Below are 23,158 nucleotides of genomic sequence, written 5' to 3'. Positions count from 1 at the left end.
CCGGTTGTCGCGGAACTCGAAGTTGGACCAGGCACGAAAGGGCGAGCGTCGGGCAGAAGATCCTTGACGAGGTCGAGGCCGGCCTTCTCGTGGTCGAACTGCGAGGGGGAACTCGACTCAGCGGTCGCTGTGCACCGCGTTCCACCCCACTCCGTCCGGTCGTTCACGTCCGTCACCACTTACCCGGCGGCCATCGGTCGGATGCGCAGCCGTGGGGCATACACTGTCCACTCATGTCCGCGCTGCGTCGATTCGATCTTCTCGTCCAGTCGATGGCAGCGACGGTCGGGCAGTCCGCCTACCAGCGCGGCGCGCGATACGCCCGCGACGGCGCGGTGCTGAGCTGCGACTTCCTCGACGACGAGTTGATGGCGGTCGGCGAGGTCGCGGGCACCGAGATCTACGACACCGATGCGGTCTTCCGGGCCGGCCCGCGGGGCCTCGAGTTCGAGCACGGCGAGTGCAGCTGTCCCGTCGGGTTCAACTGCAAACACACGGTGGCGCTCGTGCTCACCTTCGTCGCGACCTCGACGATCGTCACCCCGGCCAAACCGGCGTGGGAGCACGCGCTCGACACGATCGTCGGCGCCGGCGACACCGACAGCGGTGTGCCGTTGGCGTTGCAGTTGGGGCTGTCGACACCGGCCGGCTCTGCGACGCCGACGCTGACTGCCCGGCTGCAGCGGCCGGGCCGCACCGGTTGGGTCGCCGGGAACCTGTCGTGGTCGACCCTGCGCTACACCCATGACGTGGACCGCCGGCACCAGCAGTTGCTGCTCGAGCTGGCGGCGCTGGCGCAGTCGTCGTCGCGGACCTATTACAGCCCCAACACCACCGCTGGCCTCGCACTGTCCGGCATGTCGCCGCGACTGTGGTCGCTGCTCGACGATGCGCTCGCGCTGGGGATCGAACTGCGGTATGCCCGCAAGTCGCTCGGTGCGGTGCCGCCGCCGGGTGTGGCGCAGGTGTGCGTCGATCTGGCCGATACCGGCGCCGGTCTCTCGGTGACCCCCACGGTGCGAGTCGACGACGACGACCCGCCCGCCACGGTGGTGGGCTTCGTCGGCGAACCGGCGCACGGCGTGATCTTCTTACGATCCGGCGACCCCACCGGGTCCGGGCCGGCCGAATGGCCGTTCCGGCTCGCGCGGCTGCGTGGTAGCGCCCCCGCCGGGATGCAGCGGTTGCTGCTGGACAACGCGGCGGTGACGGTACCCGCCGACCAGGTGGCCCGCTTCGCGGCGACCTACTATCCGCAGTTGCAACGGGCCGCGACGGTCTCCTCCGCGGACGGCTCGTTCACCGCCCCGACCGTCAGCGGCCCCCGACTCGTCCTGCACGTCACCTACCGTGCCGGGCACCGCACCGACCTGCACTGGCAGGTCCTCTACACGATCGGCGACGCCGAGCACGCCGTGGAGCCGTACGACCGGCGCGGCGACGCGGTGCGCGACCACGACGTCGAGGACCGGCTCCTGGCCGAGATCCGGTCCGTGGTCGCACCGTTCGGGCTGGACAACGACCTCGACGGTCGGTTGTTGTCGCACGCGACGCTCGGCGGGTTCGACACCGCCCGCTTCGCCACCGAGTTGCTGCCGCTGCTGGCCGACCGCGACGACGTCGACGTGCGAGTCGACGGCACGCCCGCCGACTATCGGGACGTGAGCGACGACCTGCGGATCGGATTGTCCACCAGGGCCACCGGGGACGCCGACTGGTTCGACCTCGACATCACCGTGACGATCGACGACCGGACGGTGCCGTTCCGGGACCTGTTCACCGCGCTGAACGACGACGCCACGCACCTGTTGCTGTCCGACGGCGCCTACCTGTCGTTGGACAAACCGGAGTTGCAGCAGCTGCGTCGTCTCGTCGACGAGGCCCGAGCGCTGCATGAGGACGACGACTCGGATCGGCTGCGGCTGAGCCGGTTCCAGGCCGGACTGTGGGAGGAACTCGCCGCGCTGGGGACGGTCGATCGGCAAGCCGCGGCGTGGAAGAAGCAGGTACAGGGCCTGCTCGACGTCACGAGGACGTCGAAGACCCGTGTGCCGAAACAACTTCAGGTGACTCTTCGGCCCTATCAGCTGGACGGGTTCCGGTGGCTCGCCTTCTTGTGGACACACGGGCTCGGCGGGGTCCTCGCCGACGACATGGGCCTGGGCAAGACGCTGCAGTCCCTCGCCTTGATCTGCCACGCCCGCGCCAAGCGTCCCGCCGACCCGCCGGTGCTCATCGTCGCACCCACCTCGGTGGTGTCGAACTGGGCGGCCGAGGCCCGGCGCTTCGTCCCGGACCTGAACGTCGTCGCGATCACCGAGACCTCCGCCAAACGCGGAGTCGGCCTGCACGACCTGCTCGACGGAATCGACGTGGTCGTCACGTCCTACACGTTGCTGCGGCTGGACATCGACGACTACCTCGACCGCGGGTGGTCGATGCTGCTGCTCGACGAGGCGCAGTTCGTCAAGAACCATCGGGCCAAGGCGTATCAGTGTGTGCGACAGGTCGAGGCGCCGCTGAAGGTCGCGATCACCGGCACCCCCATGGAGAACAACCTGATGGAGCTGTGGTCGCTGCTGTCGATCACCGCGCCCGGATTGTTCCCCAACCCCACGAAGTTCCAGGACTACTACCGCAAGCCCATCGAGAGCGGCACCGCCCCCGAACTGCTCGCGCAGCTGAGGCAACGGATCAGACCGCTGATGTTGCGTCGCACCAAGGAACAGGTCGCAGCGGACCTGCCGGCCAAGCAGGAGCAGGTACTCGAAGTAGACCTGGCACCGAAGCACCGGGCCCTGTACGACCGGCAGCTGCAACGTGAACGGCAGAAGATCCTCGGTCTCGTCGACGACCTGGACCACAACCGCATCACGATCCTGCGGTCGCTTACGGTGCTGCGACAGATGAGCCTCGACGCGGCGCTACTCGACGACGCGCACGCGAAGGTCGGATCCGCGAAAATCGATGCCCTGTTCGAGCAACTCGACGACGTGATCGCCGGCGGGCACCGGGCATTGGTGTTCAGCCAGTTCACCGGATTCCTCGCCCGGGTCCGTGCCCGGCTCGACGCCGCCGGCATCGACCACCTGTATCTCGACGGCAAGACCAAGCAGCGCGGAAAGCTGCTCGGCGAGTTCAAATCCGGCACAGCACCGGTCTTCCTCATCAGCCTGAAGGCCGGCGGATTCGGTCTGAACCTGGTGGAGGCCGACTACTGCTTCCTGCTCGACCCGTGGTGGAATCCCGCAGCCGAGGCACAGGCGGTCGACCGCACCCACCGGATCGGGCAGACCCGCAACGTCATGGTGTATCGGCTGATCGCCCGCGACACCATCGAAGCCAAGGTGCGGGCGCTACAGCTACGCAAGTCGGAGCTGTTCTCGTCCGTCGTCGACGACGGCGAGATGTTCTCGTCGGCGCTGACCGCCGACGACATCCGCGCCCTCCTCGCCTGACGCCTTCGACACCCGCGGCGAACATGCACATCTCGTCGTTACGCATCGGCGTGTCGCGACGAAATGTGCACGTTCGACATCAGGGTTCTAACGCAGCGAAATACCGAGCAGGGCGTCGACGGCGTCCGCGAATACGGCGGGCGCCGAGGTGTCGTCGCCGCCGCGCTCGACGGCGAACGTCGCCCAGCTGTCCAGGGCGGCCAGGGCCTTGGGGGTGTCGAGGTCGTCGGCGAGGTGCTGACGCAGGCGAGCGACGGTGTCGTCGACCGAGGCGGCGGACGGCAGGGCCGCGGCGTCGCGCCACCGCGCGAGGCGGGCCTGGGCCTCGGCGAGGACCTGATCGGTCCAGGCCCGGTCGGTGCGGTAGTGCCCGGCGAGCAGTCCGAGGCGGAGGGCGGCGGGGTCGACGCCCTGGCCGCGGAGCTTGGAGACGAACACGAGGTTGCCGCGGGACTTGGACATCTTCTCGCCGTCGAGGCCGATCATCCCGGTGTGCACGTAGTGCCGGGCGAAGCGGCGCTCGCCGGTGACGGCCTCGGCGTGGGCGGCGGAGAATTCGTGGTGCGGGAAGATCAGGTCGCTGCCGCCGCCCTGGACGTCGAAGCCGCTGCCGATGCGGTTGAGGGCGATGGCGGCGCATTCGATGTGCCAGCCGGGGCGGCCGTCGCCGAACGGGGACGGCCAGGCCGGTTCGCCGGGCCGCTGCGCGCGCCAGAGCAGCGCGTCGAGCGGGTCGCGCTTGCCGGGCCGGTCGGGGTCGCCGCCGCGTTCGGCGAAGAAGTGCTCCATGGTGGCGCGGTCGTAGCCGGATTCGTAGCCGAACTGCTCGGTGGCGTCGGCGCGGAAGTACACGTCGGGGTACTCGGCGTCGTCGACGATGTAGGCGGCGCCGGAGGCGACGAGTTTCTCGACCAGTTCGACGACCTCGCCGACGGATTCGACGGCGCCGATGTAGTCGCGGGGCGGCAGGACGCGCAGCGCCTCCATGTCCTCGCGGAACAGGGCGGTCTCGCGCATGCCGAGGACGATCCAGTCTTCGCCGTCGCGGGCGGCGCGTTCGAACAGCGGGTCGTCGACGTCGGTGACGTTCTGGACGTAGTGCACGTCGTGGCCGGCGTCGCGCCACACGCGGTTGACCAGGTCGAAGGCGAGGTAGGTGGCGGCGTGACCGAGGTGGGTGGCGTCGTAGGGGGTGATGCCGCAGACGTACAGCGTGGCCGTGGGGCCCGGGGTGACGGGGCGGACCGCGCGATCCGCGGTGTCGTACAGCCGGAGCGGGGGGCCCTGGCCGGGGACGGACGGGAGCGCGATGTCGGACCATGACAGCATGCGCACGAGCCTAGTAGAGGGCGCGGGCGGCTCCGGACGGAGGCCGGGTCCTCAGAACGCCGGCCAGGGGATGCGCCGCTCTCCGACCGGGCGGGGCATGACGGGGCGGCGGAGCAGGGCGCCGACGCGGCGCCGCAGCGCGGCGACCTCATCGGCGGTGATGTGGGTGCCTAGGCGCCGGCCGAGCTCGCCGTCGAGTTCGCGGGCGAGTTTGTCCAGGTCGACGAGCAGCGACGGGTCGACCTGGCTGCCGGCCCAGCCCCACAGCACGGTACGCAGCTTGTTCTCCCGGTGCAGGCAGATGCCGTGGTCGACGCCGTACACGCCGCCGTCGACGCCTTCGAGGGCGTGCCCACCCTTGCGGTCGGCGTTGTTGAGGATCACGTCGAGCACGGCCATGCGCTGCAGTCGCGGGTCGTCGGCGTGGACGAGGACGACGTCGGTGCCGTCGAGATCGCGGGCGCGCAGGACGGGCAGCCAGCCGGGCGGGACGGCGTCGAGCGGGCACAGGTCGACCAGTTCGAGGCGGCCGGGCGGGTCGGCGGGGTCGGGGGTGTCGATCCACTGCTGCACCATCCCGGTCCCGAAGGGCCCCTCGCGCAGCACGGTGGTGGGGATGACGCCCCAGCCGAGGGCCTCGGAGACGAGGTAGGAGGCGACTTCCCGGCCGGCGAGGGTGCCGTCGGGGAAGTCCCACAGGGGCCGTTCGCCGCGGACGGGCTTGTACACGCAGCGCACGGTCGTCGCGTCGAGGGTGGCGTCGCACACGAGGGTGGCGTTGCTGGCGTGGACGACGCGGCCGACCACGGTGAGGTCGCCGTCGGTGAGCACGGTGCGGACGTCGGGGCTGCCCACCGGCTCAGGTCTCCTCGCCGAGCCAGGCGGCGGGGTCGAAGCCCTCGGTGCGCAGGTACCCGTTGGTGCGTACGCAGATGTGGCCGCCGCCGACCGGTTCGCCGCACAGCGGGCACGGGGTGCGGCCGGCGGCGACGACGAGTTCGGAGCGGGCGGCGAATTCGCGGGCCTGCTGGGGGGTGAGGAAGACGCGGACCGCGTCCGGGCCCTCCTCGGCGTCGTCGAGGACGACGGATTCGTCGACTTCGGTCTCGGTGACGGCGAGCAGCTCGACGACGACGTTGCCGCTGTCGGCGTCCCAGCCCAGGCCCATGGTCCCGACACGGAACTCCGCGTCGATGGGGGTGACGAGCGGACTGATGTCGACGTCCGCATCCTCGGGCAGGTCCGTGCCGAAGCGGCGGTGCACCTCCTCGAGCAGCAGGCCCATGCGGTCGGCGAGGATCTGCACCTGCTGCTTCTCCAGCATCACGCTCACCACCCGGGAGGCGTGCACGGCCTGCAGATAGAACACCCGGTCGCCGGGTTCACCGACGGTGCCGGCGACGAACCGGTCCGGGGTCCGGAACACGTGTATAGCGCGGGCCATCGCACCTCCTCGTTGTCGAATCCATCCGGTGTCGCTCTCCCATTATCCGCCGCGGGGGCCGACCTCCCCGCCCGGCACGGGCGCCGGTTGCGCCGGCGGCGCGAGCCCGGACAGGTCGGAGCCGGTGTCGTTGACGCGCAGCACGAACGGGCGGGTCTCGGTGTAGCGGACGACGCTGAGGGAGGCGGGCTCGGCGACGATGCGCTGATAGCCGTCGAGGTGCGTGCCGAGTGCGTCGGCGAGGACGGCCTTGATGACGTCGCCGTGGGTGCAGGCGATCCAGACGACGTCGCCGCCGTGGGCGGCGGTGAGGCGGCCGTCGTGTTCGCGGATGGCGGTGACGGCGCGGGCCTGGACGTGGGCGAGGCCTTCGCCGTCGGGGAACACCGCGGCGGAGGCGTGCTGCTGGACCACCTTCCACAGCGGTTCCTTCAGCAGGTCACCGAGTTCGCGGCCGGTCCACCGGCCGTAGTCCACCTCGACGAGGCGGTCGTCGACGAGGGGGGTCAGGCCGCGGTCGGCGGCGAGGGGGGTCACCGTCTGGCGGCAGCGCAGCAGCGGGGAGTGCACGATCTCCGCGATGGTGAGGCCGGCGAGCCGGTCGACGAGGCCCTTGGCCTGGATGTGGCCCATCTCGTCGAGTTCGACACCGGGGGTGCGGCCGGCGAGGACGCGGGAGGTGTTCGCCGTCGAGCGCCCGTGCCGCAGCAGGATGACCGTCATGAAGCCAGCCTAATGGGCCGGACGCCCGACGAGCGGGCCCGGCGGGGTCCCGGTATCAGGTGGCCGAGATGGTGCCGGTGGCGAGCAGGGCCAGGACGACGGTGCCGAGGGCGATGCGGTAGCCGACGAACCAGTACATCGAGTGGTCGACGACGAACCTGAGCAACCAGGCGATCGAGGCGTAGCCGACGGCGAATGCGACGGCGGTCGCGACGAACAGCTGGGCGCCGGAGGCGTTGAGGCCCTCCCCGGCGGGTTCGAACGCGTCCGGGAGGCTGAACAGACCGGAGGCGACGACGGCGGGGATGGCGAGCAGGAACGAGTACCGGGCGGCGGCCTCGCGGGTCAGGCCGAGGAACAGGCCGGCGCTGATGGTGCCGCCGGAGCGGGACACCCCGGGGATCAGGGCCAGCGCCTGCGCGCTGCCCATGAGGACGCCGTCGCGGAGGGTGAGTTCGTCGAGCTTGCGGGTCTTGCGGCCGTAGCGTTCGGCGGCGGCGATGACGAGGGCGAACACGATGAGCATGGTGGCGATGAGCCACAGGTTGCGGGCGCCGGTGCGGATCTGGTCCTTGAACAGGAATCCGAGGACGCCGACGGGGATGGTGCCGACGATCACGTACCAGCCCATGCGGTAGTCGAGGTCGCTGCGGTGCTCGCGGTGGGCGAGGCCACGGAACCACGCGGTGACGATGCGGACGATGTCCTTGCCGAAGAAGACCAGGACGGCCGCTTCGGTGCCGAGCTGGGTGACGGCGGTGAAGGATGCGCCGGCGTCGGTACCGAAGAAGATCTCCGAGACGATCCGCAGGTGGCCGGAGGACGAGATCGGGAGGAACTCGGTCAGGCCCTGCACGAGGCCGAGGACGAGGGTCTGGAGCCAGGTCATGGATTCGCCGATCACGCGGCGACCTCCGCGTGGTCGTGAGGACGGTCGCCGGGGGTGGGGTCGATTTTCACCTGGGCGAGGGTACGCGGCGCGGCGGAACGGTTTCCGCGGCCTCGCGGCACTAGGGTGCTGGGTCAGGGGCGGCGGTCGCGGCTGCGGCGGATCGGCCCCGTCGGTCGGATGGTCACGAGGCGCGGGCGGATATGGAACACAGAACGGTGGGTGCGAGCGGGCTGCGGGTCTCGCGGCTCGGCCTGGGCACCCTGAGCTGGGGACGCGGCACGGACGGGGACGAGGCGGCGGCGCAGCTGTCGGCGTTCGTCGACGCCGGCGGCACCCTGGTCGACACGTCCCCCGCCTACGGCGACGGGGTGGCACAGCGGATTCTGGCGGAGCTGCTCGACGACGTGGTGCCGCGGGATCAGCTGGTGGTGTCCGGCAGCTCGGGCATCGACACCTCGAAGGTGGGGACGGGCCGGGTGGACTGTTCCCGGGCGGGTCTGCTCACGCAGCTGGACCGCACGTTGCGGGAGCTGGGCACCGATCACCTGGACCTGTGGCAGGTGGCGACGTGGGATCCGCGGACGCCGGTCGACGAGGTTGCGGCGGCGCTGGAGTTCGCGGTGACCAGCGGCCGGGCCCGGTACGTGGGGGTGCGCGGGTACCTGGGCTGGCAGCTGGCGACGGCCGCGTCGGTGGCGACGCGCCACGCGCCGCTGGTGGCGACGCAGGTGGAGTACTCGCTGCTCGCGCGCGGGGTCGAGGAGGAGCTGATCCCGGCGGCGCTGCACCACGGGGTGGGGGTGTTCGCGGCGGTACCGCTGGCGGGCGGGGTGTTGACCGGCAAGTACCGCGACGGCATCCCGGCGGACTCGCGCGGCGCCGACGACCTGCACGCCGAGGAGGTGCGCAGCTATCTGACCGAGCCGGCGGCGCGGGTGGTCGAGGCGGTGGCGACGGCCGCGGACGGACTCGGGACGTCGCCGCTGGCGGTGGCGCTGGCGTGGGTGCGGGACCGGCCGGGGGTGGCGTCCACGGTGGTCGGCGCGCGGGACCTGGCGCAGCTGACCGGCGTGCTGGTGGCCGAGGAACTGGAGTTGCCGGCCGCGATCGCGGCCGCGCTCGACGACGTCAGTGCGTGACCTCGGACACGTCGCCTCCCGGATCCGCCGCCGGGTCAGGTTAGCCTGTCTTCTAGGTCGGCGTGGGTGCGCCGACGGTGGACGTCGGGCACGAGGAGGAACCGGTCGATGACCGCGATCGAGGTCACGGGGTTCGCGGAACGGCTGCGGCGCGAGACCGCGCAGGCGCACAGCGACACCGAGAACGCGCAGTTCGTCACGGAACTGCTGGCCGGCCGGCTCACCCGGGAGGGGTACGCGGCGCTGCTCGCGCAGTCGTGGTTCGTCTACGAGGCGCTCGAGCGGGTCGGCCGGGGCCACGCCGGCGACCCGATCGCCGGGCCCTTCCTGGACGACGCGTTGCTGCGCACCCCGGCGCTCGAGGCGGATCTGACGTTCCTGCTCGGCCCGCGGTGGCGGGCGACGATCGCGCCGCTGCCCGCGGCCGAGCGGTACATCGCGCGGCTCGAGCGGGTGGCCGCGGTTCGGCCGGAGGTGTTCCTGGCGCACCACTACCTGCGGTATCTGGGGGACCTGTCCGGCGGCCAGATCATCCGGCGCATGCTCGAGCGGACCTACGGGCTCGACCGGGACGGGTTGCGGTTCTACATCTTCGACGACATTCCCAAGCCCAAACCGTTCAAGGACGCCTACCGGGCGAAGCTGGACGCGGCGCCGCTCGACGACGTGCAGCAGCGCACGGTGATCGACGAGGCGAACCTCGTGTTCGGGCTCAACGGCGACCTGTTCGCCGACCTGGCCACCGACCTCGACCGGTACCGCACGACCCCTCCCCTGCCATGACGCGGCGCGGGATCTTCGCGTTCCTCGCCGCGGCGCTCGCGCTCGTCGCGCTCGTCGCCGGCTGTTCGGCCGCCCCGACCGGGAGCGCCGGGACCGGGGCGCGCACCGCCGTGGTGGACGACCCGAATCCGCGGCCGATCACCGAGGCTCCGGCCCCCGCGCTGCCGGTGACGGTCCGCAGCGTCGACGGCGCCGAGGTCACCGTCACCGACGTCGCCCGCATCGTCACCGCCGACCGGTCGGGCACCCTCGCGCAGACCGTGTTCGCCCTCGGTCTCGGGGATCGGCTGGTGGGCCGGTCGACCGCGAGCTTCCCCGCCGTCGAGCAGGTGCCCAATGTCACTCCCGGCGGGCACGGGCTCTCGACGGAGGCGATTCTGGCGCTGGCCCCGACGGTGGTGCTCACGGACACGTCGGTCGGGCCGCTCGCGGTGCAACAGCAGCTGCGGGCCACGGGGGTGCCCGTGGTGTTCGTCGACCCGCGCCGCACCCTGGCAACTGTCGGCGAGCAGATCCGCTTCGTCGCCCGGGCACTCGGCGTGCCCGCGGCGGGTGAGGCCCTGGCCGAGCGCACCGACGACGAGGTCGCCGCGGCCCGCGCGGCCGTGCCGGACGACGGCGAACGCCCGACCGTGGCGTTCCTGTACCTGCGCGGGTCGGCGATCAAGATGCTCGGCGGTCCCGGGTCGGGCGCCGACGCGCTCGTCGAGGCCCTCGGTGGCCGCGACGCGGGCACCGTCGCCGGCCTGACCTCCGAGTTCACCCCGATCACCAGCGAGGCGCTGATCGCGTCCGCCCCCGATGTGATCTTGATCATGACCGAGAGCCTCGCCTCCGTCGGCGGACCCGGGGGGCTCGCCCAGCTGCCCGGCATCGCACAGACCCCCGCCGGGCGGGACGGCAACATCGTCGACATGGCCGACTCGGTGCTGCTGAGCTTCGGCCCGGACACCGGGCGGGTGCTCGCCGCGCTCGCCGGGGCGCTCTACCCCGCCGCGCCGGCATGAGCGCCGTCGACACCACCGCGCCCGCCCGACTGCCCGCCGCACACCGCGGCCGGACCGTCGCAGTGGTCGCGGGCCTGACGGTCGCCCTGCTGGTGCTGGCGGTGCTCTCGGCGTGCCTCGGGCAGGTGCCCACGTCGCCGGCCGAGGTGATCGGCAGCGTGCTGCACCGCCTCGGGCTCGACCTCGGGCCGTTGCCGGCCCACCCGGCCGGCGAGGTCACGCTGTGGGAGGTGCGGTTCCCGCGGGTGGTGCTGGCCGTCCTGGTCGGCGCGTCGCTGGGCTGCGCGGGGGCCCTGTTGCAGGGCGTGTTCGCCAACCCGCTGGCCGAGCCCGGCGTGATCGGCGTGTCCGCCGGCGCCGCCGTCGGCGCGTGCGCCGCGATCGTGCTCGGCGGCGCCTTCACCGCCGGATGGGCCCAGGCCGGCGCCGCGTTCGCCACCGGGCTGCTGACCACCAGCCTGGTGTACGTGCTCTCGCGTTCCGAGGGCCGCACCGAGGTGGTGACGGTCATCCTCACCGGCGTGGCGGTCAACGCGTTCGCCGGCGGCCTGATCGCCCTGTTCACCTTCGTCGCCACCCCCGCCGCCCGCGACCAGATCGTCTTCTGGCAGCTGGGCAGCCTGGGCGGGGCCACGTGGGACGTCGTGGCGGTGGTCGCGCCGCTGGCGCTTGCCGGGACGGTGGCGGCCGTCGTGCTCGCCCCGAGGCTGGACCTGCTCTCACTCGGCGAGCACGTCGCGCGGCATCTCGGTGTCGACGTCGAACGGGTGCGGCAGGCCGCCATCGTGATCGTCGCCGTGCTGGTGTGCTCCGGCGTCGCGTTCACCGGCATCATCCTGTTCGTCGGCCTCGTGGTGCCGCACCTGATGCGGATCGCGCTCGGGCCCGCGCACCGCGTGCTGATCCCCGCCGCCGCACTGTGCGGCGCGGTGGTGCTGCTGGCCGCGGACCTCGGCGCCCGCACCCTGGTGGAGAACGCGGATCTGCCGCTGGGCATGCTGACCTCGCTGGTCGGCGGCCCGGTGTTCTTCTGGATGCTGCGCCGCACCCGGGCGCGCCAGGGAGGCTGGGCGTGAGCCCGCGCCTGCCGTGGCCGGACCGGCACGTGCCCGCCCGTTCGGGCCGCGGCGCGGTGACACTGCGCGCCACCGGGGTGCGGGTCCGCCGCGGGGACCGTGTCGTCCTCGACGGCGTCGACCTCGAGGTGCGGGTCGGGGAGGTGCTCGCCCTCGTCGGCCCCAACGGCGCCGGCAAGTCCACCCTGCTGGCCGCGCTCGCCGGCGACCATCCCGTCGCCGCGGGCCGCGTGACGGTCGGCGACCGCCCGCTGGCCGAGTTCTCGGCCACCGCCCTGGCACGTCGACGGGCGGTGCTGCCGCAGCAGCACGCCGTCGGCTTCGCCTTCACCGCGCTGGAGGTGGTGCGGATGGGCCGCGCGGCGTGGGCGCGCACCGGGCGCAGCCGGGACGACGACGCCCTGGTGGCGGCCGCGCTGACCGAGGCCGACGTCACACACCTGGCGCACCGTCCGTTCCCCGCGCTCTCCGGCGGCGAACGGGCCCGGGTGGCGCTGGCGCGGGTACTGGCCCAGGACACCGAGACGGTGCTGCTCGACGAACCCACCGCCGCCCTCGATCTGGGCCATCAGGAGACGGTGATGCAGGTGGTGCGTGCCCGCGCCGACGCGGGCACCGCCGTCGTGGTGGTGCTGCACGACCTGGACCTGGCCGCGGCGTACGCCGACCGGATCTGCGTGCTCGAACGGGGCCGCGTCGCCGCCGAGGGCCCGCCCGCGCAGGTGCTGACCGGCGAGCTGCTCACCCGTGTGTACGACTACCCGGTGCGGGTCCAGGCCCATCCCGAGAACGGCGCCCCGCTGGTGCTGCCGCACCGGCCGCCGCGGCACCGCGAGGCGGGTGCGGCGGGGTCAGCGGCCCGGCAGCAGCCCGAGCACGCGGTCGAGCAGCGTCGGTGACCGGCACGGCCGGGCGCGCGCGACGGTGTCCCGCACCGCCGCCACCACGCTGCGTTCGTCGCCGAGGTCGACCTCCGCGACCGACGCCCGGGCCCGGGCGATCACGTCCGCCGCGGTGGGGACGGCGACACGGCCCGCGGGCCGGTACACCTCGACCCGCAGCGTCTTGCGGCGCACCCGGAACGAGAACGGCTGTCCCTCGTCGGTGCGACCGAACCCGTGCGCGTGGACACCCGGGCTGACGTATTCGACGGCGAAGCCGTCGGGGGGCACGTCGGCCGGGCCGGTGGGCCAGGTCACATCGGTCTCCTCGCGGGGCAGAGGGCGGACGAGGCGCCTGCGGCGGCGCCGCGGCGATCAGGAACACTGGGGGTCGGGTGCGGGGCCGGCGACGGTGCCGCCCCGGACCGACCGTGGCCGAGAACGAGGAGCGAGACGATGGGCAGACCGGCAGCACGTGGCGCCGCCGCGGCGGTGGGGTTCGCGTTGGCGCTGGTCACCGGGTGTTCCTCCTCGAACAGCGGCGACAACCTGCCCACCATCGACGCGGCCACGCCGGCCGTGGCTCCGGCGCCGGCGGTCCCGCCCGCGGGCACGGTGCAGGCGCTGGGCCGTGCCGTCGACGCCCTCACCGTCGATCCTGGCACGAGTACGGTCGCCGCGCTCACCGACGACGGGTCGCGGCTGCTGCTGCTCGGGGCCGCCGATCCGGCCGCCGCACCCCGCGAGGTCGCCCTGCCGGCCCCGGCGGTGACCGTGGTCCCCGGTGCCGCCGGCGAGGTCCTCGCCCCCGGCACCGGGGTGGTCGCGCGGGTGGATATGCGGGCGGGCACCGTCACCGAGGTGCCGGTCGACGGCGACGCCCGCGCCGCGGCCGTGCTGGCGGACGGCCGCCTCGCCGTGGGCACCGCCGACGGTGTCACCCACGTCGTCGATCCGGCGTCGGGTGCGACGCAGACCGTCCCCGGCCTGGCCTCGGTCGACGCGCTCGCCACCGTGGGCACGTCGCTGGCCGCCCTGGACCGTCGCCAGACGTCGCTGACCGAGGTCGACGTCGCCGACGGCGATCTCGGCCTGGCGTTGCGCGCCGGGGAGGGGGCCACGCAGCTGACCACAGATCCGTACGGCCGGGTGCTGCTGACCGACACCCGCGGCGGGGAACTGCACGTGTACACCCTCGACCCGCTGGTGCTGCGCCAGCGTTATCCGGTGCCGAACGCCCCGTACGGCGTCGCCTACGACACCGCGAACGATCTCGTGTGGGTCACCTCGACCGGCAGCAACGAGGTCATCGGCTACGATCTGTCGACCGGGATTCCGCAGGAGCGGGGCCGGTACGCGACGGTGCGGCAACCGAACTCGGTGGCGGTCGACGCCACCGACGCGGTCCTGGTGATCGGATCCGCGACCGGGGACGGACTGCAGCGGATCCCGATCGGGGGTGTGTGATGGCAGGGGCACGCGAGGTGGGCGGCCGGTGGACCCGGCTGCCGGTGGGCTGGGACACCAGCAACGACGAGTACGAGTACGTGCCGTTGCGGCTGCCGCGCGACGTCTCCCGGGTCAGCGCGTCGCTGCGGCTCGCCATCCAGGCCGAGTTCCACGGCTGGGAGCTGACGCGGGTGCGGCTGTATCCCGACGGCAGCCGCCGGGTGCTGCTGCGCCGCCGCAAGACCGGCCACCACGTTCCCGAACCCACCGTTCGTTGACGCCGACCCCGGGCGCCGCCCGGGCCTGCAGGGAGTGTTACGTGTATCGCTTGTTCCTTCGACTGCTGTTCCTGCTGCCGCCGGAGCGGATCCACCACGTCGCGTTCACGGCGATGCGGCTCGCGACCCGGGTTCCGCCGCTGCGGGCGCTGATCGCGAAGGTCCTCGTCGTCGACGATCCGGTGCTGCGCAACACGGTGTTCGGGGTGAGCTTTCCGGCCCCGCTCGGCCTCGCGGCCGGCTTCGACAAGGACGCCGCCGGGGTGAACGCCTGGGGTCCCCTGGGCTTCGGGTTCGCCGAGATCGGCACCGTCACCGCGCAGGCGCAGCCCGGCAACCCGGCGCCGCGGCTGTTCCGCCTGCCCGCGGACCGGGCGCTGATCAACCGGATGGGCTTCAACAACCACGGGGCCGGGGAGGCCGCGAACCGCCTGCGCACCCGCGTGCACACCGTCCCCATCGGCGCGAACATCGGCAAGACCAAGACCGTCGCGCCCGGGGACGCCGCCGGGGACTACACCGCCAGTGCCCGGCTGCTCGGCCCGCTCGCCGACTTCCTCGTGGTCAACGTCTCCTCCCCCAACACTCCCGGGCTGCGGGACCTGCAGGCGGTCGAGTCGCTACGGCCGCTGCTGGCGGCGGTGCTGGACACCGTGCACGTGCCGGTCCTGGTGAAGATCGCCCCCGACCTGTCCGACGACGACGTCGACGCGGTGGCCGACCTCGCCGTCGAACTCGGGCTGGCGGGCATCGTCGCCACCAACACCACCATCCGCCGGGACGGGCTGCGCACCGACCCGGCCCGGGTCGCGGAGATCGGTGCCGGCGGCCTGTCCGGTCCGCCGGTCGCCGAGCGCTCGCTCGAGGTGCTGCGCCGGCTGCACGCGCGGGTCGGGGACCGGCTGGTGCTGATCTCGGTCGGCGGCATCGAGAGCGCCGAGCAGGCGTGGGAGCGGATCCTCGCCGGCGCGTCGCTGGTGCAGGGCTACACCGGTTTCATCTACGGCGGCCCGTTCTGGGCGCGCCGCATTCACAAGGGCCTCGCCCGCAAGGTGCGGGCCGCGGGATTCGGTTCGATCGCCGAGGCGGTCGGCGCGGACGCCCGCGTCTGATCCGCCGAGCCCGCAGCGGCGGGCCGGGACACGGCCGGAATCGGACAGGCACACCCGTCCGGACGGGTGTGCCTGTCCGATTCCGGTGCGGCGGCGTTCCGCCGAACGGGTCTACTGCTCGAACGTGCCGTGCAGCGTCGCGCGCGCGATCGCGTGCGAGAACACGTTGAAGCCGAGGAACGCGGGCGTCGAGCCGGTGCCCACCCCGTCGAGCGTGTCCACGTCGAGGGCGTGCACGGCCACGATGTAACGGTGCGGGCCGTGCCCGGCCGGCGGGGCCGCGCCGAGGAAGCGGTGCAGTCCGCCGTCGTTCTTCAGGGTGACCGCGCCCTCGGGCAGACCGGAGCCGGTGTCGTCGCCGGCGCCGGCGGGCAGCGACGTCACCGAGGCCGGGATGTTCGCCACCGCCCAGTGCCAGAACCCGGACGCGGTCGGCGCGTCGGGGTCGAACACGGTGACGACGAAGCTCCTGGTCTCGGGGGGAAAGCCCGACCACGACAGCTGCGGGGAGATGTCCTGCCCGCCGGGAACCCCGAAGATCCCGCTGGCCTGTGCCGGCTTCAGCGGCCGACCGTCGGTGATGTCGTCACTGGTGAGCTCGAACGTGGGCAGGTCGGGCAGCGGCGCGTACGGGTCGTGGGCCATACCGGTCCTTTCTCTGGGTGCTGGTGTGCTCAGGCGTGCAACAGGAAGTGTTCCATGACGCGGGTGCCGAACCGCAGCGCGTCGACCGGGACACGCTCGTCCACCCCGTGGAACAGCGCGGCGAAATCCAGCTCGGGGGGCAACTGCAGCGGGGCGAACCCGAAGCAGCGGATACCGAGCTTGGCGAAGGCCTTCGCGTCGGTGCCGCCGGAGAGCATGTAGGGCACGGTCCGGCCGAGGGGATCGTGGGCCAGGATCGCCGCGTTCATCGCCTCCACGAGGTCGCCGTCGAACGTGGTCTCGTACGACTCGAGGTCGGTGATCCACTCGCGGGTGACGTCCGGGCCGATCAGTTCGTCGACGGTGCGTTCGAACTCGGCGCGCCGGCCCGGCAGGATCCGGCAGTCGACGACGGCCTGCGCCGTCTGGGGAATGACGTTCGCCTTGTAGCCGGCGTCGAGCATGGTGGGGTTGGCGGTGTCGCGCAGGGTGGCACCGACGATGCGGGCGATGGACCCGAGCTTGGCGAGGGTGCCGTCGAGGTCGGACGAGGCAGGATCGAGGTCGAGTCCGGTCTCCTCGGCGACGGCCGCGAGGAACTCGGCGACGGAGTCGGTCAGCACGAGCGGGAAGGTGTGGGTGCCGAGCCGGGCGACGGCCTGAGCGAGGGCGGTGACGGCGTTGTCCTCGTGCAGGAACGAGCCGTGGCCGGCGCGGCCCTTGGCGGTCAGCCGCATCCAGCCGAGGCCCTTCTCGGCGGTCTCGACGAGGTAGAGGCGGCGCTCGCCGCCGTCGCGGCGCGGCACGGTCAGGGAGAATCCGCCGACCTCGCCGACGGCCTCGGTGATGCCGTCGAACAGGTCGGGGCGGTGCCGCACGAGCCAGTGGCTGCCGTAGGTGCCGCCGGCCTCCTCGTCGGCGAGGAACGCGAAGACCAGGTCGCGTGGCGGCACGATGTTCTCGGCCCGGAACCGGCGGGCGACGGCCAGCATCATCCCGACCATGTCCTTCATGTCGACCGCGCCGCGACCCCAGACGTAGCCGTCCTCGACGGCACCGGAGAACGGGTGCACGCTCCAGTCGGCCGGTTCGGCGGGGACCACGTCGAGATGCCCGTGCAGCAGCAGTGCACCCCGAGACGGGTCGGCACCCGGCAGGCGGGCGAACACGTTGCCCCGGCCGGGGGCCCCGGATTCGACGTATTCGGTGGTGTAGCCGACCTCCTCGAGGCGCGCCGCCACCCACATCGCGCAGTCCCGTTCGCCGCGGGTGGTGGCGAGGTCCCCGGTGTTGGAGGTGTCGAAGCGGATCAGCTGCGACACCAGGTCGACGACTTCGGCCTCGGCACGGGATCCGCCGGCCGGCTGGGCGGGATTCGATGTTGTGGACACGGTCCCCTGTCTACCATCGATCACGGTAAACACGCAGGTGGGCGGGGCGATTTGGGCGCCGCGACCCGGTGGGTTACTCTTTCACAGCGCCCGCGGAAGTGGGAGCGGAGCAGGTCCGAGTGGCGGAATGGCAGACGCGCTAGCTTGAGGTGCTAGTGTCCTATTAACGGACGTGGGGGTTCAAGTCCCCCCTCGGACACTCTGAGTTGAGACAGACGGCGAAGGCCCCGAACCGATCAGGTTCGGGGCCTTCGCCGTTGCGGCGCCGGAGCCGCTCAGCCGATCCGGCCGCGACGGAAGTACGCGATCGGACCGACCCAGTTCACGGCGATCATCGCAGCCCACTTCGCCTTGCTGCCCGCGACCTTGTCCGCCGGGCGCCGCGCCAGATCGATCCACGCCGTCGCCGCGAGCGAGAGCTGCACGCAGGCGAGCGTGAGAACGAGCGTCTGCTGCCACGGGGACAGGTCGCGGAACTGCGGGCGGCGGCGTGCGGTCATCGTCGTCTCTCCTTGGGTCGAGGATCCCTGCCGGCCCGAGCCTGCCAGGTTTCGGGCGCCGCCGGCAGGGCCACAGGTCCCACGGGGTCGGCCCCGCGCGAACCGCCGGATACCATCGGTCGGTACCGCACCACACGACGAACAGGCCCATGACTTCGCACACCGACGCGTCGGGTATCGACCCGACCGACCTCGCCACCTGCCTCCGCGTCCTGTCCCTCGTGGACGAGCTCGACGCCGACCATCCGGATTCGGTGACGGTGCAGCGCGCCGTCGGGAGCATGTTCAAGAAGCTCAAGCGGTTGCGCCGCAACGAGACCCGTCAGGCCAAGGCCACTGCCGACCGGCAGGTGCTCGCGACGACGGCGACCGGATCGCCCACCCGCATCGACGACGAGACGGCCGGGATCGCGCTGAGCTCGAACGCACCGGGGGCGAGCGCGGGCACCCTGATCCGGCCGCGGGCCTGCTACGTGTGCAAGGACAAGTACACCCGGGTCGATGCGTTCTACCACCAGCTGTGCCCGCGCTGCGCCGCGGAGAACCACGCGAAACGGGACGCCCGTACCGATCTGACGGGACGGCGGGCTCTGCTCACCGGCGGCCGCGCCAAGATCGGCATGTACATCGCGTTGCGGCTGCTGCGTGACGGCGCCCACCTGACGATCACGACCCGCTTCCCGAACGACGCGATCCGCCGTTTCGCCGCCATGGACGACAGCCCCGACTGGCTGCACCGGCTGCGGATCGTCGGCATCGACCTGCGCGACCCCGCCCAGGTCGTGGCGCTCGCGGACGACGTGGCCGCGCAGGGTCCGCTGGACATCCTCGTCAACAACGCCGCCCAGACCGTGCGCCGCTCCCCCGGCGCGTACTCCGCCCTCGCCGGGGCGGAGTCCGGCCCGCTGCCGGCGGGTCCGCTGCCGGAGGTGCTCACCTTCGGCAAGTCCTCGGACGCCCATCCGGCCGCGCTGGCCGGCTCGTTGCCGTCCGAGCTGACCGCCGGGTCGCTCACCTCGCTCGCCCTGGTCGCCGGGTCGGCGTCCCCCGAACGGATCGCTGCCGGTGTCGCGGTCGACGCCGGCGGCCTACTGCCCGACCTGGTGCACACCAACAGCTGGGTGCAGACGGTCGGCGAGGTCGAGCCGCTGGAACTGCTCGAGGTGCAGTTGTGCAATTCCGTGGCCCCGTTCATCCTGGTCAATCGGCTGCGACCGGCCCTGGCGGCATCCCCGGCCCGGCGCACGTACGTGGTGAACGTCTCGGCGATGGAGGGGCAGTTCGGCGGGCGCCGGTACAAGGGCGCCGGGCACCCGCACACCAACATGGCCAAGGCCGCGCTGAACATGCTCACCCGCACCAGCGCCGAGGACATGCGCGCCGACGGGATCCTCATGACCGCCGTCGACACCGGCTGGATCACCGACGAACGACCCCACCACACGAAGCTGCGCCTGGCCGACGAGGGCTTCCACGCCCCGCTCGACCTCGTCGACGGGGCGGCCCGCGTGTACGACCCGATCGTGCAGGGCGAGGCCGGGGTGGACCTGTACGGCTGCTTCCTCAAGGACTACCGCCCGGCCCCGTGGTGAGCGTGCCCGCACCCGGCGGGTAAGACCGATCCGACATGTCCCCGCAGGTGGAGACCAGTTCCACACCGCCGGGAGCGGCCGGGGCACCCCCGGACGGGGATACTGGAAGGCACCCGTCACCGCCGCCTCCGGAGGATCCCATGCCTGTTGCCGTAGTCCACGCCGACACCCCGGAAGGACATGCCGCGCTCGCCACGGCCGCCCGCGAGGCCGCGCACGGCGACGGCACGACCCTCGTGCTCGTCGCGGTCGACGACGACGGGCCGTCCGGGCAGCGGGAACTCGAGTCGGTCCGCACGGACGTCACCGCCGCCCTGGGCGCCGACGGGTGGGAGCTGCGGACGGCGGTGCACGACGGGGACCCGGTCGGCGCCCTCGTCGACCTGGTGGGGCGGTCCGGCGCGGAACGTCTCGTGGTGGGCAGCCGCGACCGCAACGCGCTCGGCAAGTTCCTGCTGGAACGACGCCTGCAGCGGCTGCTGCTCGAGGTGCCCGTGCCCGTCCTCGTCGTCAAGGGCACCGGCGCGGACGCGGAATAGCCGCCCGGAACGGCCGCTCCCCCGCCCGATCCGGCTAGGCTGGCGGCATGGCGTACCGGCTGTTGGCCGACGTCACCGTGGTCGTGCACCTGGCCTTCCTGCTGTATGTGACGTTCGGCGGTTTCCTGGCGTGGCGGTGGCCCCGCACGCTGGTGCTGCACGTCGTGGCGGTGGTGTGGGGGTTCGCCACCGTCCTCGTCGGGTTCGACTGCCCGCTGACCGATCTGGAGAACTGGGCGCGCCGCCGCGCCGGGATCGCCGGCCTGCCACCGAGCGGGTTCATCGACCACTACCTGACCGGGGTGATCTACCCGGAATCGGCGGTGGGGCTCGTGCGGGCCGCGGTGGCGGTGACGATCGTCGTGTCCTGGCTCGGCTGGTGGCTGCGACGCCGCCGTGTGAGCCGCGTCGCATCCTGACTTACCCGGCAGTAGGGTATGGCGCATGACTGCCTCCCGCGATCTCGACATCGTCGTCTACGGCGCCACCGGCTTCGTCGGCCGGCTCACCGCCGCCTACCTCGCCGAGCACGCCCCCGAAGGGGTGCGCATCGCGCTCGCCGGCCGCTCCGCCGAGCGCCTCGAACGGATCCGCACCGGGCTGGGCGCCGCCGCGGCGACCTGGCCGGTGCTCGAGGCCGACGCCGGCGACCCGCAGTCGCTCACCGCCCTCGCCGCCCGGACCCGCGTGGTGGTCACGACGGTCGGGCCCTACGCCAAGTACGGGCTGCCGCTGGTGCAGGCCTGCGCCGAGGCGGGCACCGACTACGTCGATCTCACCGGCGAGGTGCTGTTCCACCGCGAGAGCATCGACCGGTTCGACGACGTGGCCCGCCGCACCGGCGCCCGCATCGTCCATTCCTGCGGATTCGACTCGATCCCCTCCGACCTCGGCGTGCACGCGCTGCACCGGGCCGTGCAGGCCGACGGCGCCGGCGAGCTGACCGACACGACCCTGGTGGTGCGGGCGATGCGGGGCGGCGTCAGCGGCGGCACGATCGACTCGATGCGCACCCAGGTGGACGTGGTACGCCGGGACGCCGAGGCGCGCAAGGTCGCCCTCGCCCCGTACTCGCTGTCGCCGGACCGGTCCCGCGAGCCGGACCTCGGGCGGCAGAACGACCTGGCGACCGTCGACGGGAAGTCCGTCGCCCCCGAGCTGTCCGGCCGGCTCGCGCCGTTCTTCATGGGCCCCTACAACACGCGGGTGGTGCGCCGCAGCAACGCGCTCACCGGTTGGGCGTACGGGCCGCGGTTCCGCTACCGGGAGGTGATGAACGTCGGCTCGTCGCGGTTGTCGCCCCTCGTGGCGACCGGCGTCGCGGCCGGCTTCGGCGCGCTGGTGGCGGGCCTGGCGTTCCCCCCGACCCGGTTCCTGCTCGACAAGGTGCTGCCCGCGCCCGGGCAGGGCCCGTCCGAGTCGGCGCGCGAACGCGGCTTCTTCACCATCGACCTGTTCACCACGACGAGCACCGGTGCCCGCTACACCGCCCGCGTCGCCGCCCAGGGCGATCCCGGGTACAAGGCGACCGCGGTGATGCTCGGCGAGTCGGCGCTGTCGCTGGTTCTCGGCGGCGACCGGCTCCACGCGGGCGGCGGGGTGCTCACCCCCGCGACGGCCTTCGGGGACGTGCTCACCGACCGGTTGCGTGCCGCCGGCTTCGAGATCACGGCCCGGCGCCTGCCGTGACCGGCCGCGGCGGCATCCCCGGCGCGCCACACCGCCCGAAGATGCCGCCGCCGCGCACGACCGGCTATGCTCGGACGGATCGTCGCGAGCGCGGCGAACAGCAGACCGGCGAAGGGACACCAACGTGCAGGCGACGAGCATCGCGGCGGCTCCGGCCACCCTGCTCGCGTTGATGGCGTTCTGGCCCACCCGACGGGGCGCGTGCTTCGACCAGGAGTGTTGCTGAGCGGCGTCCGCCGCCCCTCCCTCCCCCGGTTCGCTCCTTCGTGGTCGGAGTCTTCTGCATGTTCGCTCTCCTGGTGTTCACGCTCGTCGGTATCGGCGCCCAGCTCGTCGACGGTGCCCTCGGCATGGCCTTCGGTGTCACCGCCACCACCCTCCTGATCTTCAGCGGGATCGGCCCCGCACACGCCAGCGCCGCCGTGCACCTCGCGGAGGTCGGCACCACCCTCGTCTCCGGCGCCTCGCACTGGCGGTTCCGGAACGTGGACTGGGGGGTGGTCGCGAAGCTGGGCGTGCCCGGCGCCGTCGGCGCGTTCCTCGGCGCCACCGTGCTCTCCAGCCTGTCCACCGAGGCCGCGATCCCGGTGACGTCGACGATCCTGCTCGCCATCGGCGTCTATGTGGCGCTGCGGTTCTCCGTCCGGCCGCCCGCCGTCGCGCACGCCCGCACCTCGCCGCACTCGGCCAGGTTCCTGTCCCCGCTGGGCCTGTTCGGCGGGTTCATCGACGCCAGCGGCGGCGGTGGATGGGGGCCGATCACCACGAGCACCCTGCTCTCCCGCGGCAAGACGGCCCCGCGGACGGTGATCGGCTCGGTCAGCGCCTCCGAGTTCCTCGTCGCGCTCGCCGCCAGCGTCGGCTTCCTCGTCGGTCTCGGCCGGGAGTCGCTCGGCAACCTCCTCGTCGTGGCCGGTCTCGCCCTCGGCGGGGCGATCGCCGCGCCGATCGCGGCATGGCTGGTCAGCCGGGTGCCGGCCACCCTGCTCGGCACCGCCGTCGGCGGTGTCATCGTGCTGACCAACGCGCAGAAGCTGTGCACGTCGTTCGAGATCGCCGGCACGGCCGCCACCCTGCTGTATCTGCTGATCGTGGCCGGCTGGATCGCGCTGCTCACGGTCTCGTGGCGCCGCTCCCGGCTCACCCGCGCCGAATCCGCCGGTGCGCTCGAACGCCTCGAGCCGGCCCGCCCCGAACTGCGCGAGCCGGCGGCGGACCGCACGAGCTGAGC

Annotated in this window: 23 protein-coding genes and 1 tRNA gene; 15 read left to right on the top strand and 9 right to left on the bottom strand. The window is 72.7% G+C overall.

Annotated elements, in window-relative coordinates:
- The first annotated feature begins 233 nt into the window (after positions 1 to 233).
- On the top strand, positions 234 to 3,458 hold the full coding sequence (locus tag G6038_RS07080; RefSeq protein ID WP_165036936.1) for an SNF2-related protein: 3,225 nt from the start codon (positions 234 to 236) through the stop codon (positions 3,456 to 3,458).
- An 87-nt stretch (positions 3,459 to 3,545) separates the two neighbouring features.
- On the opposite strand, the gene mshC is transcribed toward G6038_RS07080, so the two are convergent.
- Genes mshC through G6038_RS07055 form a run of 5 tightly spaced genes read right to left on the bottom strand, consistent with a single transcriptional unit; the run spans position 3,546 to position 7,855 of the window.
- Positions 3,546 to 4,787: a cysteine--1-D-myo-inosityl 2-amino-2-deoxy-alpha-D-glucopyranoside ligase gene (mshC, locus tag G6038_RS07075; protein ID WP_165036934.1), complete on the bottom strand. Its 1,242-nt coding sequence runs from the start codon at positions 4,785 to 4,787 to the stop codon at positions 3,546 to 3,548.
- Between the two features lie 51 nt (positions 4,788 to 4,838).
- The gene (locus G6038_RS07070) at positions 4,839 to 5,642 is read right to left on the bottom strand and encodes an SCO1664 family protein (RefSeq protein WP_165036932.1); all 804 of its coding nucleotides are present in this window, start codon (positions 5,640 to 5,642) and stop codon (positions 4,839 to 4,841) included.
- 4 nt (positions 5,643 to 5,646) lie between these two features.
- The gene (locus tag G6038_RS07065) at positions 5,647 to 6,231 is read right to left on the bottom strand and encodes a DUF3090 domain-containing protein (RefSeq protein WP_006939363.1); all 585 of its coding nucleotides are present in this window, start codon (positions 6,229 to 6,231) and stop codon (positions 5,647 to 5,649) included.
- A gap of 42 nt (positions 6,232 to 6,273) precedes the next feature.
- Positions 6,274 to 6,954: a histidine phosphatase family protein gene (locus tag G6038_RS07060; protein WP_165036930.1), complete on the bottom strand. Its 681-nt coding sequence runs from the start codon at positions 6,952 to 6,954 to the stop codon at positions 6,274 to 6,276.
- 55 nt (positions 6,955 to 7,009) lie between these two features.
- A complete protein-coding gene (locus tag G6038_RS07055) occupies positions 7,010 to 7,855 on the bottom strand; it encodes an undecaprenyl-diphosphate phosphatase (protein WP_346772763.1) in 846 nt (281 codons plus the stop codon).
- 191 nt (positions 7,856 to 8,046) lie between these two features.
- On the opposite strand from G6038_RS07055, the gene G6038_RS07050 reads away from it, so the two are divergent.
- The 5 genes from G6038_RS07050 to G6038_RS07030 all read left to right on the top strand — a co-directional run bounded on the left by G6038_RS07050 (position 8,047) and on the right by G6038_RS07030 (position 12,750).
- Positions 8,047 to 8,985 carry an aldo/keto reductase gene (locus tag G6038_RS07050; RefSeq protein WP_165036928.1) on the top strand — a complete coding sequence of 313 codons (939 nt, stop codon included), beginning with the start codon at positions 8,047 to 8,049 and terminating at the stop codon, positions 8,983 to 8,985.
- Between the two features lie 108 nt (positions 8,986 to 9,093).
- Positions 9,094 to 9,768 carry a biliverdin-producing heme oxygenase gene (locus G6038_RS07045; RefSeq protein ID WP_165036926.1) on the top strand — a complete coding sequence of 225 codons (675 nt, stop codon included), beginning with the start codon at positions 9,094 to 9,096 and terminating at the stop codon, positions 9,766 to 9,768.
- A complete protein-coding gene (locus G6038_RS07040; protein ID WP_165036924.1) occupies positions 9,765 to 10,775 on the top strand; it encodes an ABC transporter substrate-binding protein in 1,011 nt (336 codons plus the stop codon). Before G6038_RS07045 ends, G6038_RS07040 begins: the two co-directional genes overlap by 4 nt.
- Positions 10,772 to 11,851, top strand: coding sequence for an iron ABC transporter permease (locus G6038_RS07035; protein ID WP_165036922.1), 1,080 nt, complete (start codon positions 10,772 to 10,774; stop codon positions 11,849 to 11,851). The genes G6038_RS07040 and G6038_RS07035 overlap by 4 nt, the downstream gene beginning before the upstream one ends.
- On the top strand, positions 11,848 to 12,750 hold the full coding sequence (locus tag G6038_RS07030; RefSeq protein WP_346772761.1) for a heme ABC transporter ATP-binding protein: 903 nt from the start codon (positions 11,848 to 11,850) through the stop codon (positions 12,748 to 12,750). Before G6038_RS07035 ends, G6038_RS07030 begins: the two co-directional genes overlap by 4 nt.
- On the opposite strand, the gene G6038_RS07025 is transcribed toward G6038_RS07030, so the two are convergent.
- Complete coding sequence (locus G6038_RS07025) at positions 12,703 to 13,050, bottom strand: hypothetical protein (RefSeq protein WP_165036920.1); 348 nt, start codon at positions 13,048 to 13,050, stop codon at positions 12,703 to 12,705. The genes G6038_RS07030 and G6038_RS07025 overlap by 48 nt on opposite strands.
- Before the next feature lie 138 nt (positions 13,051 to 13,188).
- Between G6038_RS07025 and G6038_RS07020 the strand changes: the two genes are divergently transcribed.
- Genes G6038_RS07020 through G6038_RS07010 form a run of 3 tightly spaced genes read left to right on the top strand, consistent with a single transcriptional unit; the run spans position 13,189 to position 15,571 of the window.
- The gene (locus G6038_RS07020; protein ID WP_165036918.1) at positions 13,189 to 14,199 is read left to right on the top strand and encodes a hypothetical protein; all 1,011 of its coding nucleotides are present in this window, start codon (positions 13,189 to 13,191) and stop codon (positions 14,197 to 14,199) included.
- On the top strand, positions 14,199 to 14,459 hold the full coding sequence (locus tag G6038_RS07015; protein ID WP_006939347.1) for a DUF5703 family protein: 261 nt from the start codon (positions 14,199 to 14,201) through the stop codon (positions 14,457 to 14,459). The genes G6038_RS07020 and G6038_RS07015 overlap by 1 nt, the downstream gene beginning before the upstream one ends.
- Before the next feature lie 41 nt (positions 14,460 to 14,500).
- The gene (locus tag G6038_RS07010) at positions 14,501 to 15,571 is read left to right on the top strand and encodes a quinone-dependent dihydroorotate dehydrogenase (protein WP_165036917.1); all 1,071 of its coding nucleotides are present in this window, start codon (positions 14,501 to 14,503) and stop codon (positions 15,569 to 15,571) included.
- 111 nt (positions 15,572 to 15,682) lie between these two features.
- Here G6038_RS07010 and G6038_RS07005 read toward each other — a convergent pair whose 3' ends face one another.
- Together G6038_RS07005 and G6038_RS07000 are read right to left on the bottom strand one after the other, a co-directional pair.
- Complete coding sequence (locus G6038_RS07005; protein ID WP_165036915.1) at positions 15,683 to 16,216, bottom strand: YbhB/YbcL family Raf kinase inhibitor-like protein; 534 nt, start codon at positions 16,214 to 16,216, stop codon at positions 15,683 to 15,685.
- A gap of 29 nt (positions 16,217 to 16,245) precedes the next feature.
- Entirely contained in the window at positions 16,246 to 17,607 is a 1,362-nt protein-coding gene (locus tag G6038_RS07000; RefSeq protein WP_165036913.1) for a M20/M25/M40 family metallo-hydrolase, read from the bottom strand.
- Between the two features lie 113 nt (positions 17,608 to 17,720).
- Between G6038_RS07000 and G6038_RS06995 the strand changes: the two genes are divergently transcribed.
- Positions 17,721 to 17,806 (top strand) — tRNA-Leu (locus G6038_RS06995).
- 76 nt (positions 17,807 to 17,882) lie between these two features.
- Here the strand turns inward: G6038_RS06995 and G6038_RS06990 are convergent.
- Positions 17,883 to 18,107 carry a PLDc N-terminal domain-containing protein gene (locus G6038_RS06990; protein ID WP_165036911.1) on the bottom strand — a complete coding sequence of 75 codons (225 nt, stop codon included), beginning with the start codon at positions 18,105 to 18,107 and terminating at the stop codon, positions 17,883 to 17,885.
- Positions 18,108 to 18,256: 149 nt separating this feature from the next.
- On the opposite strand from G6038_RS06990, the gene G6038_RS06985 reads away from it, so the two are divergent.
- The 5 genes from G6038_RS06985 to G6038_RS06965 all read left to right on the top strand — a co-directional run bounded on the left by G6038_RS06985 (position 18,257) and on the right by G6038_RS06965 (position 23,156).
- Positions 18,257 to 19,699, top strand: coding sequence for an SDR family oxidoreductase (locus tag G6038_RS06985; protein WP_165036909.1), 1,443 nt, complete (start codon positions 18,257 to 18,259; stop codon positions 19,697 to 19,699).
- Between the two features lie 140 nt (positions 19,700 to 19,839).
- On the top strand, positions 19,840 to 20,238 hold the full coding sequence (locus tag G6038_RS06980) for a universal stress protein (RefSeq protein WP_165036907.1): 399 nt from the start codon (positions 19,840 to 19,842) through the stop codon (positions 20,236 to 20,238).
- Positions 20,239 to 20,285: 47 nt separating this feature from the next.
- Positions 20,286 to 20,657 (top strand): DUF2784 domain-containing protein, encoded by a 372-nt coding sequence (locus G6038_RS06975; protein WP_165036905.1) that lies wholly within the window; start codon positions 20,286 to 20,288, stop codon positions 20,655 to 20,657.
- A gap of 25 nt (positions 20,658 to 20,682) precedes the next feature.
- The gene (locus tag G6038_RS06970) at positions 20,683 to 21,927 is read left to right on the top strand and encodes a saccharopine dehydrogenase NADP-binding domain-containing protein (protein WP_165036903.1); all 1,245 of its coding nucleotides are present in this window, start codon (positions 20,683 to 20,685) and stop codon (positions 21,925 to 21,927) included.
- A 284-nt stretch (positions 21,928 to 22,211) separates the two neighbouring features.
- The gene (locus tag G6038_RS06965; protein ID WP_165036901.1) at positions 22,212 to 23,156 is read left to right on the top strand and encodes a sulfite exporter TauE/SafE family protein; all 945 of its coding nucleotides are present in this window, start codon (positions 22,212 to 22,214) and stop codon (positions 23,154 to 23,156) included.
- Positions 23,157 to 23,158 lie beyond the last annotated feature (2 nt).

Origin of the sequence: Rhodococcus sp. 14C212 (genome assembly GCF_011058195.1) — a bacterium.
Lineage (GTDB): Bacteria > Actinomycetota > Actinomycetes > Mycobacteriales > Mycobacteriaceae > Rhodococcus > Rhodococcus aetherivorans.
This window is presented reverse-complemented; position numbering and strand designations above follow the sequence as displayed.